The organism is Olivibacter domesticus (assembly GCF_900109575.1).
GTDB classification, from domain to species: domain Bacteria; phylum Bacteroidota; class Bacteroidia; order Sphingobacteriales; family Sphingobacteriaceae; genus Olivibacter; species Olivibacter domesticus.
In genome coordinates, this window is the sequence record NZ_FOAF01000001.1 from 562,251 (window position 1) to 576,206 (window position 13,956).

The 13,956-nt window shown below is 35.5% G+C and carries 13 protein-coding genes; 6 read left to right on the forward strand and 7 right to left on the reverse strand.

Annotated features, from left to right (window positions below; translation table 11 throughout):
• Positions 1-183: 183 nt before the first annotated feature.
• Positions 184-1,101 carry a helix-turn-helix transcriptional regulator gene (locus BMY50_RS02265; RefSeq protein WP_093317758.1) on the forward strand — a complete coding sequence of 306 codons (918 nt, stop codon included), beginning with the start codon at positions 184-186 and terminating at the stop codon, positions 1,099-1,101.
• Here BMY50_RS02265 and BMY50_RS02270 read toward each other — a convergent pair.
• The 4 genes from BMY50_RS02270 to BMY50_RS02285 form a co-directional block, all read right to left on the reverse strand.
• The gene (locus BMY50_RS02270) at positions 1,096-2,223 is read right to left on the reverse strand and encodes a lipid II:glycine glycyltransferase FemX (RefSeq protein ID WP_093323489.1); all 1,128 of its coding nucleotides are present in this window, start codon (positions 2,221-2,223) and stop codon (positions 1,096-1,098) included. The two genes, BMY50_RS02265 and BMY50_RS02270, sit on opposite strands and share 6 nt — an antisense overlap.
• A gap of 93 nt (positions 2,224-2,316) precedes the next feature.
• On the reverse strand, positions 2,317-3,165 hold the full coding sequence (locus tag BMY50_RS02275) for a CvfB family protein (protein WP_093317761.1): 849 nt from the start codon (positions 3,163-3,165) through the stop codon (positions 2,317-2,319).
• Positions 3,166-3,302: 137 nt separating this feature from the next.
• Positions 3,303-4,130 carry an SMP-30/gluconolactonase/LRE family protein gene (locus BMY50_RS02280; protein ID WP_093317763.1) on the reverse strand — a complete coding sequence of 276 codons (828 nt, stop codon included), beginning with the start codon at positions 4,128-4,130 and terminating at the stop codon, positions 3,303-3,305.
• Between the two features lie 47 nt (positions 4,131-4,177).
• Positions 4,178-4,453 (reverse strand): SelT/SelW/SelH family protein, encoded by a 276-nt coding sequence (locus BMY50_RS02285; RefSeq protein WP_093317765.1) that lies wholly within the window; start codon positions 4,451-4,453, stop codon positions 4,178-4,180.
• A 305-nt stretch (positions 4,454-4,758) separates the two neighbouring features.
• Here BMY50_RS02285 and BMY50_RS02290 point away from each other — a divergent pair, with 305 nt between their 5' ends.
• Genes BMY50_RS02290 through BMY50_RS02300 form a run of 3 tightly spaced genes read left to right on the forward strand, consistent with a single transcriptional unit; the run spans position 4,759 to position 8,382 of the window.
• Positions 4,759-5,250: a glucosaminidase domain-containing protein gene (locus BMY50_RS02290; RefSeq protein WP_093317767.1), complete on the forward strand. Its 492-nt coding sequence runs from the start codon at positions 4,759-4,761 to the stop codon at positions 5,248-5,250.
• Positions 5,251-5,264: 14 nt separating this feature from the next.
• Positions 5,265-6,713: an SGNH/GDSL hydrolase family protein gene (locus tag BMY50_RS02295; protein ID WP_093317770.1), complete on the forward strand. Its 1,449-nt coding sequence runs from the start codon at positions 5,265-5,267 to the stop codon at positions 6,711-6,713.
• Between the two features lie 10 nt (positions 6,714-6,723).
• Positions 6,724-8,382: an MBOAT family O-acyltransferase gene (locus tag BMY50_RS02300; protein ID WP_093317771.1), complete on the forward strand. Its 1,659-nt coding sequence runs from the start codon at positions 6,724-6,726 to the stop codon at positions 8,380-8,382.
• On the opposite strand, the gene BMY50_RS02305 is transcribed toward BMY50_RS02300, so the two are convergent.
• Entirely contained in the window at positions 8,363-9,709 is a 1,347-nt protein-coding gene (locus tag BMY50_RS02305; protein WP_093317772.1) for a GDSL-type esterase/lipase family protein, read from the reverse strand. The two genes, BMY50_RS02300 and BMY50_RS02305, sit on opposite strands and share 20 nt — an antisense overlap.
• A 390-nt stretch (positions 9,710-10,099) precedes the next feature.
• Here BMY50_RS02305 and BMY50_RS02315 point away from each other — a divergent pair, with 390 nt between their 5' ends.
• Positions 10,100-10,921: an energy transducer TonB gene (locus tag BMY50_RS02315; protein WP_093317782.1), complete on the forward strand. Its 822-nt coding sequence runs from the start codon at positions 10,100-10,102 to the stop codon at positions 10,919-10,921.
• A 99-nt stretch (positions 10,922-11,020) separates the two neighbouring features.
• A complete protein-coding gene (locus tag BMY50_RS02320; protein WP_093317784.1) occupies positions 11,021-11,662 on the forward strand; it encodes a DUF1684 domain-containing protein in 642 nt (213 codons plus the stop codon).
• Between the two features lie 2 nt (positions 11,663-11,664).
• Here the strand turns inward: BMY50_RS02320 and BMY50_RS02325 are convergent, their stop codons facing one another.
• Both BMY50_RS02325 and asnS read right to left on the reverse strand, forming a co-directional pair.
• A complete protein-coding gene (locus tag BMY50_RS02325) occupies positions 11,665-12,285 on the reverse strand; it encodes an L-threonylcarbamoyladenylate synthase (protein WP_093317785.1) in 621 nt (206 codons plus the stop codon).
• A gap of 143 nt (positions 12,286-12,428) precedes the next feature.
• Positions 12,429-13,874 (reverse strand): asparagine--tRNA ligase, encoded by a 1,446-nt coding sequence (gene asnS, locus BMY50_RS02330; protein WP_093317786.1) that lies wholly within the window; start codon positions 13,872-13,874, stop codon positions 12,429-12,431.
• Between the last annotated feature and the right edge of the window lie 82 nt (positions 13,875-13,956).

Consider the following 13,956-nt stretch of genomic DNA (forward strand, 5'->3'; position numbering starts at 1 on the left):
TAGAGATTTAATAGGTTCAAAATTGAAGGAATTAATTATAATCGACCCCTTCTAAATGGATTTTTATCCCGCCTCGACGGATTTTATTTTAAAAATTTAATTGCAAATTAATTTTAAATTTGATCGATTATACCTTATTTTTATTGACATTTAACATCCTCTGCTGGTATAAAAGAGTATGGTATGGAAGAGATAGAAGCACAACAAATTTGTTTTGAGAAAGGCATTGAATATACAGATATTGAAGATATCTCTGCTAGCATTCTTTATAATGCAGACGGTATAGAGATTTTTGCTGTTAATACGTCGCAGGAACGTGATCTGATTGTTAGGGACTGCCAGTCGGAACCCTACCTTAATATGTATTTTTCCATTCAGGGGCTTTCGAGCGCGAAACCTCTTGATACTGGACAGGAATATACGATTGAAACTAACCAGCACATCGTTGGATATACACCTTCCTTTGAGGGTGATTATTCACTGAGAGGAAGAAAAATAGAAACCTTCGGAATATGTATGCAAGAAGCTTATTTCAATCGTCTTGTGGCTACTGATTTACCTTGCTTACAACGTTTCTGGGAAGATGTACATGCAGGCAAGGAGGCTGATATATCTCGTACACCAATGCCTATAACAAGACAGCAGCGCGCAGTCATTAATGAAATATCAGACTGTGTGTATACTGGACAAATGCGTAAGCTATACATTGAATCAAAGGTTACTGAATTATTTTTTCTTCAAGCACAACAGGCTGATAACTTGCCAGTAGGGGGGTATCTACCAATAAAAGCTGCGGACGAAGAGCGTTTGCGTGCGGCGAAAAAATTTGTTCAACAGCATATTCTCGAACCTTTAACACTTAAACAAATTTCAAGAGAAGTTGGATTAAATGATTTTAAATTAAAAAAGGGCTTTAAGCAACTTTTTGGCAGCACGGTATTTGATTATTTTATACAGTGTAGAATGGAATACGCACGTAAGGTTTTACTGGATACACGAATAACTATTGCTGAGATTGCTTATTCACTAGGATATAGTGACCCTTACAACTTTAGTAAAGCGTTCAGAAAACACTTCGGCTACTTGCCAAGCCAGTTATAAATGGTACCCCTGACTGCTCATTTCAGACACTTTGAACAATGTATATTGTTCGCTTTGCAGTGGATAGTCCCAGCATCCTAAACGATGATAGAGCTCACCTCCAAAACCTGATTTGAATTTAAAGAGGCCGTACATAGGATGTGAAGGATCAGGATTTGGCGATACGCCAAAGAAATCATATTCGATACAACCTTTTTGTTTAGCTATTTGCATAGCTTTCCATTGCAGGGCATAAGTAGCCATATAATTTCTTTGGGTTGTAGCAGATGCACCGTACAAATACGTGCCTCTTTTGTTAGCAATCACTAAAAACATAGCGGCCAAGGGAACCCTGTCTACCTCTGCAATCAGTAAATGTACATCGGCAGGTGATGTACTGTCATTTGCCTGAGCACTCAAAACAGTTCTAAAATACTCGATATTGTTAAGATATAGCTTATTTCGAAAGGCAGTATCTTTATATAAGGCGTACCATATCGGAAGACTATCCATACCAGCATCTCTAACTTGAACCCCTTTTCTGACAGACAAGTTTATATTGTATCTGGTTTTGGGTTTCATTTGCTTTAAAAGGATGGAAGTCTCCTTTTTAAGACTTAAGAAAATAGTATTAGAAGGTAGAATGTCAGAGTTTGCTTTTTGTAAATTCCAATTTTGCGTATTGAAATTTAAACGAAATTCCTGATATTTTTTTTCAGGAGGTCCATGCCAATTACCTTGGCAATCAAAATGCTCCGGTTCTGTTGCCCAATGTGATTGCCAAGCCAGATCATATCTGATCATTATACATTTTGCAGGTAAATGAGGGCGAAGAGATTCTGATAATTCTTCTAAGAATTGCCCTTGATATTCTTCCTCTGGTTCTATTTCCGGCCCGTATGGCACATAAGCGATGGTGTGCTCATTATCAATTCGCTGTAACAATATCAAAATATCTGCAGTGGTATAAGAAGCACTGGCATCGATCGACGAACTGTATAATGCTGTATTGTGAATTTTGAAATCGAAAGCTATTGTTTTAACCCCTTGTTGTTGTTTTACTTCCGACCAAAATGCTGTTTGCTGTATGATAGAGGTCTTAAAAACATGTTTAGTTTCTTTTTTGTCTACTTCCAGTGTCATATTTTTGTGTTTGGCTGCAAAGGAAGGCATTATAAAATACTAAAGAAACGTTCTTATGCCATATTACTGTCAATATGCATAATTGGTATAAGCCTAATCCGCCATCTGATCAATAATAAGTTTAATCTCATTATCAGAAACACTGATAAGCCTTTCTTTATAAAGGGCACCTATGGTCTTTTTAAACGCCTTCTTACTTATTTTAAAAGCTTGATAAATTTCTTCAGGTGTGCTTTTATCGCCAAGAGACAAATGCCCTTTATTTTTTTTCAAAATGTTCAGAATAACATCTTTGGTACTTAGGATATGACCATAACCTTGTTGATGTAAACTTAGGTCTATTTTACCATCTGGATAAATCTTTTTTATCCAACCTTTTCGTTTATTACCGGCCCGTAAATCTTCGAATATTTCATTAAAGTATAGTAAACCTTTGTATTTATTATTAATAATAGCATTATAGCCCAGGTCTGTCTCTTCGTATATTAATAGCTCAACCGCTTCATTTTCATTCAGCAGAATCTCTTCCTTATCAGTGAATTTTTGCAGTTTCGCAGAACCAACCATATGCTTATTAACTTCGTCTAAATAGATATAAACCACATAGCTTTTTCCCTTCACCATAGGCCATCTTTGTTCGCTTTTTGGAACAAAGAGATCTTTCTCTATTCCTAAATCCATAAAAACACCACTTGGATTTTCTGCTACAACTTTTAAATAGGCAAAATGATCAACAAAGGTATAAGGTTTCTTCATCGTAGCTGTAAGCAACCCTTCTTTATTTGTATAAACAAATACCGATAATTCTTCTGAATCTTTCGGGGAGGGTTGAACAACATTTGTATGTGGAAGCGAAATTTGTTGTTGTCCGTCCGAAAGTATATACTGAACATTATCAGCTTGTATTACTTTCAATGTGTTGAGTTTCCCTATTTCTATCATGGTAATGCTAAAGTGCTGTGGTGTATCTTAAGCGTACAAAGATACTAATCTTTACCGGTCTGCAGACTAAAAGAAGCGGATTATATTATAAGCACCTAAGAATTCAAACGAAGGATTTGAACAATGTGTGCGGCTGATTATTCCACTTTAAAGGCCGCAACATGATTTTTGAAAAATGTAGGAAGGTAAAGCACCTTTCGTTCATTATCAAACGCGAAGTCGGCGGTGTTTATCTGCTCATTTTCTGTATCAATTAAATTATTAACCTTACCGTTCTCTTGCACATAATAAATAGCTCCAATCCAACAGCTGACCAAGAAACCATTTCCGAACTGTTGTAGTCCATCGGTAGATTTCTTCATACCGGAAGCTATTTTTGTAATGTGTTTTGCCTTATCTATATTAAAAAGGGACCCGCTGTCTAAAAAATATAAGAGATCGTCAGCTGCTAACAGCCCGTTTGGATTTACTAAACTATCGAGAAAAATGGAAGGTGTTTCATTACTTAATGAATAGATTTTTCCACCTTTTGAGTCGGAGATATAGATAAGGCCATTTTTATCAATAGTCACATCATTTAACATCCCAGCCGCTGGAAATTGAATTTTTTTTAATGTATTGCCCGTTTTTAAATCTATGATAGCAACTTCTTTCAGATCGGCCACGTATAATCGGCCATTGTGGATACCCATTCCTTTTGGTGAGTTTAGGCCTTTTGCCCAACTTGCCGTAATTATTTTACCATTTAAATCTAATATGCCTATACTACCATTCCCGTCTACTGCCGAAGCATTGCCGGTTCCTATTAGGCTGACATACAATTGCTGCTTTTCATGGTCAATAAGTATGGATTCAGGTACAGGTAGTACCGTGTCTGTTTGCCATATTTTTTTCAATACAGGTTGAGCATAGTTAGTTAAAGTGCAACAGATCAATAGGAGTACAGCTATAGAAAATTTTATCATAATAAGTGATTTGGTTTGTAAGTTAACAATTTATATGTTTATAAATGCTATTTATCAGAATGGCCTAGGCTTTTATCAGGACTAACATGATCTCTTATCAGCTGTTTCAACTGTTTGATCTCGGGAAATCCACCCATTAGTTTTCTGTCGAAAATCTCCAAATCATTTATTGAAATTGTATATCGGCCGCTTGTTTCGCTCGGTTTTAACAATACACCATTTACCTCTTCAGAAAAAGTGGTGAGTAGTTCTTGTGCCATATAAGCAGCTCTCAATAACCAGCCGCATTTTGGACAGTATTCTATAGTGATAGTAGGTTTCATCGTACTTAATAACTTAATCAGTAAAAAATAATAAGCGACTAAGATAATAAAAATAGAATTTCAGAGTTTACTATTGATATTGACTGAATACGCTGTTTTAAGATGTGTGTTTGATTTTATTTAGTTGATAATCAATAGTTTATTTGTTTGTTGTTTTAAATGAAAAATTAAACACTTATTTTCGCACAAACTTTAAGGGAGGTGTCTTGCTTAAAGTGGAATGTTCTTACTTGGGGGGATAATGCAGAACTAAACTTTTTGCATTGTAATTGTAAAGAACGATTGTGTATTCTTAAAATAGAAATATGATAGGAAAAAACATTCGAACAATACGTTCAGTCGGATCAAAAGTTCTATTTCTGGTACTTTTATATTCAGGTTGTGTAAACGTAAGTTTCGCGCAAAATAGATATATAAATAATCACAAAACCATTGCTGACTCTCTTTCGAAAGCTTATGGAATACCGTCATCTGTTATTTTAGGTATTGCCATATTGGAGTCGGGTAATGGCACAAGTCGAAACTCTAAATTATTGCACAATCATTTTGGTATTGTAGGATCAAATAAGTTAAAGCAAAGCCACGGCATCAAAAGTAGGTATAAACAGTATAATACTTCGTTAGGATCTTTTATACATTTTTGTAAAGTAATTTCTAACAAATACTTTTATTCCAAGCTGAAAGGTTCAGATGATGCCACTAAATGGGTCGACGCGATAAGCAAGGCAGGATATTCTACTCATCCACAAACATGGAAAACGCGCATTTTAAAGACTATCTCTCGATATAATTTATGATATATTAGGTATGTATGAATGCCAATAAACGTGTATTCTTTTTCATTTTATTTAGCTTAATTTTATATTCATTAGTATCTTATCTCACTTTAGCGTACAAGAAAAGCTGGGATCCATTCACTAGAATTAATCTCTTATCAGACATTATTAGTTCTAAAAAAGTGCCTGGTGATCCTTTGCCTGATTACAAACAAGAACAGGTTGATCTTCCACCAGATATAGATCCTGCAGATACTTTATTAGCAAAAAATCAGGATACTATTGTTCCCGTCAAACCTAAGGCAGATTCAACCATCGTTAATCACCAACCGGTAAACAATGTTCAACTTAGTAAGTTGCCCGAAAATATTTCAAGAAAAGATATTACCCTGCTTACGGAAGATTCGACACAGGTAGCTTTAACTCATTTTGCTGCCAAATTGGCTGAGTTGAAAAAAGGTAAGAAGATAAAGGTGAGGATTGCCTATCTTGGCGATAGTATGATTGAAGGTGATTTGCTGTCGCAAACGCTGCGTACGCTTTTACAACAAGCTTATGGCGGAAAAGGTGTTGGCTTTGTCCCGATCACGTCGCAGGTGGCTCAATTTAGACGTACCGCAGTAGCCACTTTTTCAAATGGCTGGAAAGACCTAAATTTTAAAAACACTAAAAAACAGCATCTTTTTTTATCCGGACATGTGTTTTTCTCGTCTGGTAACGATTGGGTGAGGGTTAAAGATAACACGACAAAAGATACAGTCAGTACCCTGGAAAAATATATTTTTTATGGATCAAGTAATGACAGTTCTTTTGTTTCGGTAAATAAAAAGATATTTCCACTAGAAGGGAAGAGGTTATTTAACCGCGACCTATTGTTAAATGATAAACGAAAATCTATTACCATCTCTACAAGTGATATGAAATTGCCTTTATATGGTCTAAGTTTTGAATCTGAGCATGGTGTAATTGTTGATAATTTCTCTTTTCGAGGAATATCGGGTTTGGAGTTTGCAAGAATCAATGCCGATTTCTTAAGGACAATAGATGAAGAGAACCCATATGATTTGATTATCTTTCAGTATGGGGTAAATGTTATGTATAAACCGGACGACATAAATTTCAACTGGTATAAGAGAGCCGCTACACCGGTAATCAATAAAATGAAAGCCTGCTTTCCAACGGCAGATTTTTTGATTGTTGGAACAGGTGATAGAGCTTTCAGATATCCGGAGGGTTATCGGTCGGCTATAGGTATTGAAGAACTCATCAAAGTTCAGGCATCCCTAGCACTACAAACCAATTGTGCATTTTACAGTTTATACGCAGCTATGGGGGGGAAGAACTCGATGGTCGACTGGGCAACTCAATCGCCAAGCTTGGCCAATAAAGATTATGTCCACCCGAATGCTTTAGGAGCAAAGATTCTCGGTAAGCATTTGTTTGAGGCGCTCCATAAAGATGCTAATAAGTTAGAGGATAACTAAAACATTAAAGATGGAATTGAATTTACCTCCTATAGAAATTGACTTCTCCGCATTATCCAAATCATTTTTGTATGATCCTAAAAATCCTCTTTTATTCAACAACGGATTTTTTGTTTTCTTCTTCGCACTCTTTATTATACTATATTTTCTGTTTAGAAATCATTATGCAATCCGCAGATATATCTTTTGTACCTTTTCACTTTATTTTTTTTATAAGGCTAGCGGATATTTTGTAGGGCTAGTCGTTTTATCAGCTATCGTGAACTACTGGCTGTCACATGCTATTTATAAAAAGAGAAAAAAAGCTTACCGTAACTTTCTTTTGGTCTGTTGCATACTCTTTAATTTAGGCTTATTGTTTTATTTTAAATACACAAATTTCTTTATTTCAATTAGCAACCAATTTCTTCATACACCATTCAATGCACTAAATATACTCCTGCCTATAGGGATTTCTTTTTATACATTTGAGAACTTAAGTTATAATATAGATGTTTTCAGAAGGGATTTTAAGCCTGCAAAAAAATTCACCGAATACCTTTTGTTCCTTTCTTTTTTTCCGAAATTGATGATGGGGCCAATTGTTAGAGCGCACGACTTTGTACCACAGATAAATAAGCCCTATTTTTTGACAAATGTTGATTTTACTAAGGGCTTTTATTTAATTACTTCAGGACTAATAAAAAAATTAATCATTTCAGACTATATCACACTAAACTTTGTTGATTACGTATTTGACGATCCGTCACGTTATACTGGAATTGAAAATCTATTTGCTGTTTACGGATACGCTATTGTGATTTATTGTGATTTTAGTGGCTATAGTGATATAGCAATCGGTATAGCAAAATGGCTCGGATTCACTATTCCACCAAATTTTTTATCGCCATACCAGAGTAAAGACATTACGGAATTTTGGAGGCGATGGCATATCTCACTTTCTTCCTGGTTGCGTGATTATCTTTATATACCATTGGGAGGAAATCGAAATAGTAGCTTCGCTTCCTGGGTGTTTTGCTTACTTTTTTTTGTAGCACTTTTTTTTGGAAGTAAGCACTTGTTAAGTTTTAATGATAAATATGCGGGGATTTTATGTGGAACTGTATTTGTTGTCATGCTTCTCCCTGCGCTTATAAAACGTGAAGTAAAAGGAGTAGCTGCAAATATGAATTTATTAACAACGATGTTATTGGGCGGGTTTTGGCACGGCGCAAGCTTTAATTTTTTAATATGGGGAGCTTTACATGGTTTAGCTCTAGCCTTTCATAAAGTCTGGATGCTCTTAACTGGGAGATGGGCAAATGAAATCAAAAACACGCACATTTATAAGGCATTGGCTGTATTGGTTACTTTCCACTTTGTATGTTTTGGTTGGATTTTCTTCAAGGCCTCAGATTATGATGCAGCCATTATGATGGTTGATAAAATTGTCAATCATTTATCGTTAGATGTTTGGAACGGTTTTTTCGATAATTATAAGACAGTCTTGATGATGATGGTTCTTGCGATAAGTATTCATTTTATACCAGATAGTTTTGCTGATGAAACAATAGAAAGGCTAGGCAAGGTACCTTTAATAGCCTACATAATTGTTTTCTTTTGTTTTTTACTATTATATGGGGTATTTAAATCAGCAGAGCCTGTAATGCCTATTTATTTGCAGTTTTAAGGTCATCAATCGATATGGAAAGGGGCTCGGAAGGTGAAGACTGTTGACTGTCTAAATATTGATTATAACCATTTGCTATCGCGTCAAATAGGAGCGCTCCTTGCATACTATAAGCTTTCCGCTGATAGTGGATTTTATCTGCTTGCATTAAATTACTCTTTAGCCATTCTTTTGACGATCCAGAACCTCCAGTGATTTCAAATAAATCCCAAACAGGTATTCCCATTTTATTACAGTAGAATTTGAGTGCTAAATTTAGTCGCTCAATCATTGGATTTGTTCTTCCATTCTTAAAGGATTCAGCAGTGGTAGTTATTAATATAGAAGCTTTTGAATTTATCGTTTTGATTTTTGTTAATGTCTCTGCAACCTGATTAATATAAAGGTCTTCCGTCATATTATTATAATAAGCCTCATTTGTACCCAATGATAAAATATAAAGATCAGCATTTAAAGCAGGAAGCTGCTTCCAAAACATAGGTTCCTTGTTATATTGCTCATAACGTGCACCATTTACACCAATCGTATGAAGTAACACGCCACTTGCATTCTTTTTCTCTAAAGACGCACCAAAGAAATAAGGACGACTACCTGATGAACGTATATTAAAACCGTTGACTGGTCCATCAAGCGTTATTTCTTTTGTAGTAAAATCTGTAATGGCTGACTGATCTACGCTATAAGAATTTGGCCTAGTTCCTATAGTATTTACGCTCCATTGACCACTGCCTAAAAAAAGCTTTATATAATCAAACGATTGTTCATTCGAGTTAATATCAGGTCTAAGTGATAAGGAGATATTGCCAGCACCATTCAATCTGCTTAACGAAAAACCGGAAATTCCTCTTGCAGATCGAGCATGTAATTGGCTAATGTTGCTTGGTTGCCAGCGTGTTGTTGTAGAGCTTTTGATGTCAAGCGGAGCGTTTGTCCTCGCAATCTGATAGGGGAAAACTAATCCCCTGCCCGCGTCACCAAAAAAATCTTGAAGTCCAGAACGCACTTCTCGCGAAATCAAATCTGGTTGAATATGTGAATCGCCAATTTGTACAATGCTGACCCTTTTAATTTCTCCAGTCTTTAATTCGTATAATTTTTGATAAAAGTGGGCTAGCCCTTTAACGCTACTGATAGCATTTATAGAAGGATTTATGAATGGATAAGAATCATCGTAACGTAGTTCCAATATTCTTCTTACAGCACTTTTACGATGATTGGTATTTAGAACGGACGTTTTAGGGTGTGTGTTTTTTTCTTTTGGATTATTGCCAATATTAAAGGCTCCTGCAGAAATAGATAGAAGGTATAAAAGTAATATATAGTTCATTTATGTTGCTTCATTCTTTTCAATATACCATAACGTTCAATACGGCCTTTTTGGTATACAAAATCAATAATCTTAAAGCGTAATAATAAAATTTCTCGCAAAGGTAATAAAAAAAAATAATATAATATGCTGATTATCAGATTAAAATACAAAAATAGGTTTTTGATAGAGATAACGATTGTGTAGTAGTCTGGAGGAGCAGTGAGAAAACATGGTATATGATAGAAGGAAGAACTTCGATTGTCCACGAAATATTCCGGCTGTACTTTCAGTTTTACTAAAGTAATAATGGGGGAGTATAAATAAATTTTTGTTCCGTTTATGGAAACACGCACATATTTTAATCTTATAGTTATAAACTGATGGTAAAACCTTTTAATTTTTAAGATTATGTTAAACCCTAAATTAAATATAGTATCGACGGTTTGGTTGGACCTTATCTTTGATGGCAGAAATAAATCTTATGGTGCATACGTGCTTCGTAAAAATGCTCATGGTGATTTAACAAAAGCATTATTTATGGGCGTTATATTTTTTATTGCAATGATTTTAATACCTATCATAGCACAAAAGTACCAAGAGGAAATTTTTTCTGAAACGACAGTGGATAACACTACTGTTCTTTTAAAGGATATTCCACTACACAAAAAAGAGGAGCCAATGGTTTTACCAGTAAAAACATATGTAAAATCACATGAGGATAAAATAAAAATGGTTCCGCCAAAAGTGGTTTCCCACCTGCTTGCAACAGAGGAACCCCCAAGTGTAAAGGACTTAGTGAACGCATCTCCTGGTCCGGAGAATATTGTAGGTGATCCTTCCGTACCAATATCAATAGACCTACCGCTAGGAAAAACAGATCAGTTAGAGACGATAACTGAAGGAAAAGGCGCTGCCGATATCTTTGTAGCAGTAGAAGTGGCTCCTTCATTCCCTGGCGGTATGCGTGCTTTTCTTAACTATGTTGCTGATAATTATCAATTTCCGCCTGCTGCTAAAGAGCAAGGAGTAAATGGCAAAGTAATATTGAATTTTATTGTTGAGAAAGACGGAACATTATCAAATATTAAAGTAGTAAGAGACCTAGGTTTTGGAACGGGCTTGGAAGCAGTAAGGATTCTAGAAAAATCACCGATCTGGAAACCCGGTATACAAAATGGTAGGCCTGTAAGAGTAAGTTATAGTCTGCCAATAAATTTACAGATAAAATAATAAGTCATCCTTTACTTACCATGAATATTGTATTGTAAAAGCAATTTATCTAAGTTTGTTGTAAATTAGATTGTTATCCAAATTGACAACGTGCTAAAGATGAATTGCTTTTCTTATAAATTATTTTTATTTCTAACAGTTTGTTTTTTTACTGTTTTTACAGCACGGGCGCAAGATTTCCTTACAAAGATTGATAGCAGTAGAAATGCGTATAAAGAGGCCTTTTTAATTGATGAGCATTCACCTTTAGATACGGCTGACGTCGATCAGCTCGAATTCTATACAGCAGATAGCGCTTTTAGAAGTATAGCAAAAGTTAAGTTTATTCATGACGACCGGCCAATAATGATCCCTACTTACAGTGGGAAAGAAAAGAAATACCTTCGTTATGCTGAACTGAATTTTACAATTAAGGGAAAACCTATAAAGCTCACCTTGTTTAAAAGCATGTCGCTTGCAATGGATCCACAATATGCAGATTACCTCTTCTTACCTTTTACCGATCCAACAAATGACAATGATACTTATGGAGGCGGGAGGTATTTAGATTTACGAAAAAGTGATATAAAGGGTGACGAACTGGAAGTAGACTTTAATATGGCCTACAACCCTTATTGTGCTTACAGTGCTGGATACAATTGTCCGATACCGCCACCTGAAAACGCTATAAATGTACCGATCCAAGCAGGGGAGAAGAGGTTTGCAGGAACATACAAAAAAGAAAGACGTACCTCACAATGATGTTAAAGATATTGACTTAAATCACCTTTTCCCTGTCTTAATATTTCAAATTCACCCATCGTACAATCTACAACAGTAGAAGCTTCATTATCTCCATAACCACCATCAATTACGATATCAACTTGGTTTTCAAATTTTTCATATATCAGCTCTGGATCTGTCGCATATTCTAATATTTCATCGTCATCATGTATAGAAGCAGAAACGATTGGATTGCCCAATTTCTTTACTATCTCTCTTGCAACGTTATTATTGGGAACGCGTATACCTACTGTTTTTTTATTTGAGCTCATGAGTTTAGGAACTTTGCCACTAGCGTTAAAAATAAAGGTAAAAGGGCCTGGAAGCGATTTTTTTAATAAACGGAAAGTAGCTGTATCAATCGGCTTTGTATATTGTGCAATATCTGTTAAATCATAACAGATAAAGGAAAGATTGGCCTTCTCAGGTTTAAGTCCCCGTATTTTACATACGGTCTCGATCGCTTTATGATTCGTAATATCGCAGCCAATACCATAAACAGTATCTGTTGGATAAATAATTATCCCCCCTTTTTTGAGCACGTCTACCACTTGATCTAGCGCACGTTCATTGGGGTTTTCTGGATATATTTTCAATAGCATAGCAGGCGTTATAAGTGTAAATAATACGTTGTATGTTTAAAGATAATACAGTATATAACCTAACGTTGATGAAAAAGTTTTACATCTGAACCTAGTTATAGGTTATAAGTTGGTACTTGAGCAACCTATAACCTATATATTAGTTAAAATTCGGCATTTTTAGGTGTTCTTGGAAACGGAATTACGTCTCGAATGTTGGTCATACCCGTTACAAATAAAACTAATCTTTCAAATCCTAGTCCAAAGCCTGCATGCGGAACAGAACCAAAACGCCTTGTATCCAAAAACCACTCCATCTCTTCAGTTGGTATATGCATTTCCGTCATTCTTTGAGTAAGCAAATCGTATCTTTCTTCCCGCTGTGCTCCACCTACAATTTCGCCAATTCCAGGAAATAGAATATCCATGGCAGCAACCGTTTTACGTCCTTGTTGATCAGGCTCATTCATGCGCATATAAAAGGCCTTAATAGCTGCTGGATAATCTGTTAAAATAACTGGTTTCTTGAAATGTTTTTCAACTAAATACCGCTCATGCTCCGATTGAAGATCAGCCCCCCAGTCTTCAATAATGTATTTGAACTGTTTCTTTTGATTTGGCTTCGAATGTTTAAGTATATCGATCGCCTCGGTGTATGTTAGTCGTTCAAAATCATTATCAAGACAGAAATTTAATTTATCAACAAGATCTAAAGCCGAACGATCATTTTGGGGTTTGCTTTTTTCCTCTTCTAACAGTCTGTTTTTTAAAAATTCGATCTCTTCCGTGCAATTATCAAGTGCATATCGTATAACATATTTTAAAAGCTCTTCCGCTAGGTCCATGTTATCCTTCAGTTCATAAAAAGCCATCTCAGGCTCTATCATCCAGAACTCAGCAAGGTGTCTTGTAGTGTTTGAATTTTCAGCTCTAAAAGTAGGACCAAATGTATAGATATTCCCAAAGGCTAATGCTGCCAGCTCACCTTCCAACTGTCCTGAAACGGTGAGGTTAGTTGGTTTTCCAAAGAAATCCTCTTTGAAATTAATACTACCATCCTCATTTTGTGGAATTTTATCAAAGTCTAATGTGGTCACTTTAAACATTTCACCAGCGCCCTCTGCATCCGATCCAGTAATGATAGGTGTATGTATAAGAACAAATCCTTTCTCATTAAAAAAGCGGTGAATGGCAAATGATAAGGCATTACGTACTTTAAAAACAGCATTGAATGTATTGGTTCGAAAGCGTAAATGAGCAATCTCCCTCAGAAATTCTAAACTATGTTTTTTTGGTTGTAATGGAAATTTTTCCGGATCGCTATCACCTAAAATGGTAATTTGATGCGCTTTTACCTCTACACGTTGTCCTTTGCCAAGCGATGCTATAAATGTACCGGAGATAGCCACTGCCGCCCCAGTAGTTAATCGCTTTAATATACTTTCGTCCGTACTTTCAAAATCAACAACTACTTGAATATTACTTAAACAAGAACCGTCATTAAGGGCTAAAAACTGATTATTTCTAAACGTTTTTATCCATCCTTTTACAATAACTTCTCTACCATATTCGGTGCTGTTTAAAAGTTCCTTTATTCTTGTATGTGTCATATTATAAAATTGAATTTTAATGATTGGGTGCAGCAGATTTTTAACAAGAAACCTCCGAAATTTCTTCCGAAGGTTTCTTGAA

Excerpts from the sequence above, each read along its gene's own strand:
- BMY50_RS02270 (WP_093323489.1), bottom strand. The coding sequence starts at position 2,223 with ATGACACTGGAAGTAGACAAAAAAGAAACTAAACATGTTTTTAAGACC.
- BMY50_RS02320 (WP_093317784.1), top strand. The coding sequence starts at position 11,021 with ATGAATTGCTTTTCTTATAAATTATTTTTATTTCTAACAGTTTGTTTT.
- BMY50_RS02305 (WP_093317772.1), bottom strand. The coding sequence starts at position 9,709 with ATGAACTATATATTACTTTTATACCTTCTATCTATTTCTGCAGGAGCC.
- BMY50_RS02265 (WP_093317758.1), top strand. The coding sequence starts at position 184 with ATGGAAGAGATAGAAGCACAACAAATTTGTTTTGAGAAAGGCATTGAA.
- BMY50_RS02280 (WP_093317763.1), bottom strand. The coding sequence starts at position 4,130 with ATGATAAAATTTTCTATAGCTGTACTCCTATTGATCTGTTGCACTTTA.
- BMY50_RS02275 (WP_093317761.1), bottom strand. The coding sequence starts at position 3,165 with ATGATAGAAATAGGGAAACTCAACACATTGAAAGTAATACAAGCTGAT.
- BMY50_RS02285 (WP_093317765.1), bottom strand. The coding sequence starts at position 4,453 with ATGAAACCTACTATCACTATAGAATACTGTCCAAAATGCGGCTGGTTA.
- BMY50_RS02290 (WP_093317767.1), top strand. The coding sequence starts at position 4,759 with ATGATAGGAAAAAACATTCGAACAATACGTTCAGTCGGATCAAAAGTT.
- BMY50_RS02300 (WP_093317771.1), top strand. The coding sequence starts at position 6,724 with ATGGAATTGAATTTACCTCCTATAGAAATTGACTTCTCCGCATTATCC.
- BMY50_RS02295 (WP_093317770.1), top strand. The coding sequence starts at position 5,265 with ATGAATGCCAATAAACGTGTATTCTTTTTCATTTTATTTAGCTTAATT.
- BMY50_RS02325 (WP_093317785.1), bottom strand. The coding sequence starts at position 12,285 with ATGCTATTGAAAATATATCCAGAAAACCCCAATGAACGTGCGCTAGAT.
- BMY50_RS02315 (WP_093317782.1), top strand. The coding sequence starts at position 10,100 with ATGTTAAACCCTAAATTAAATATAGTATCGACGGTTTGGTTGGACCTT.
- asnS (WP_093317786.1), bottom strand. The coding sequence starts at position 13,874 with ATGACACATACAAGAATAAAGGAACTTTTAAACAGCACCGAATATGGT.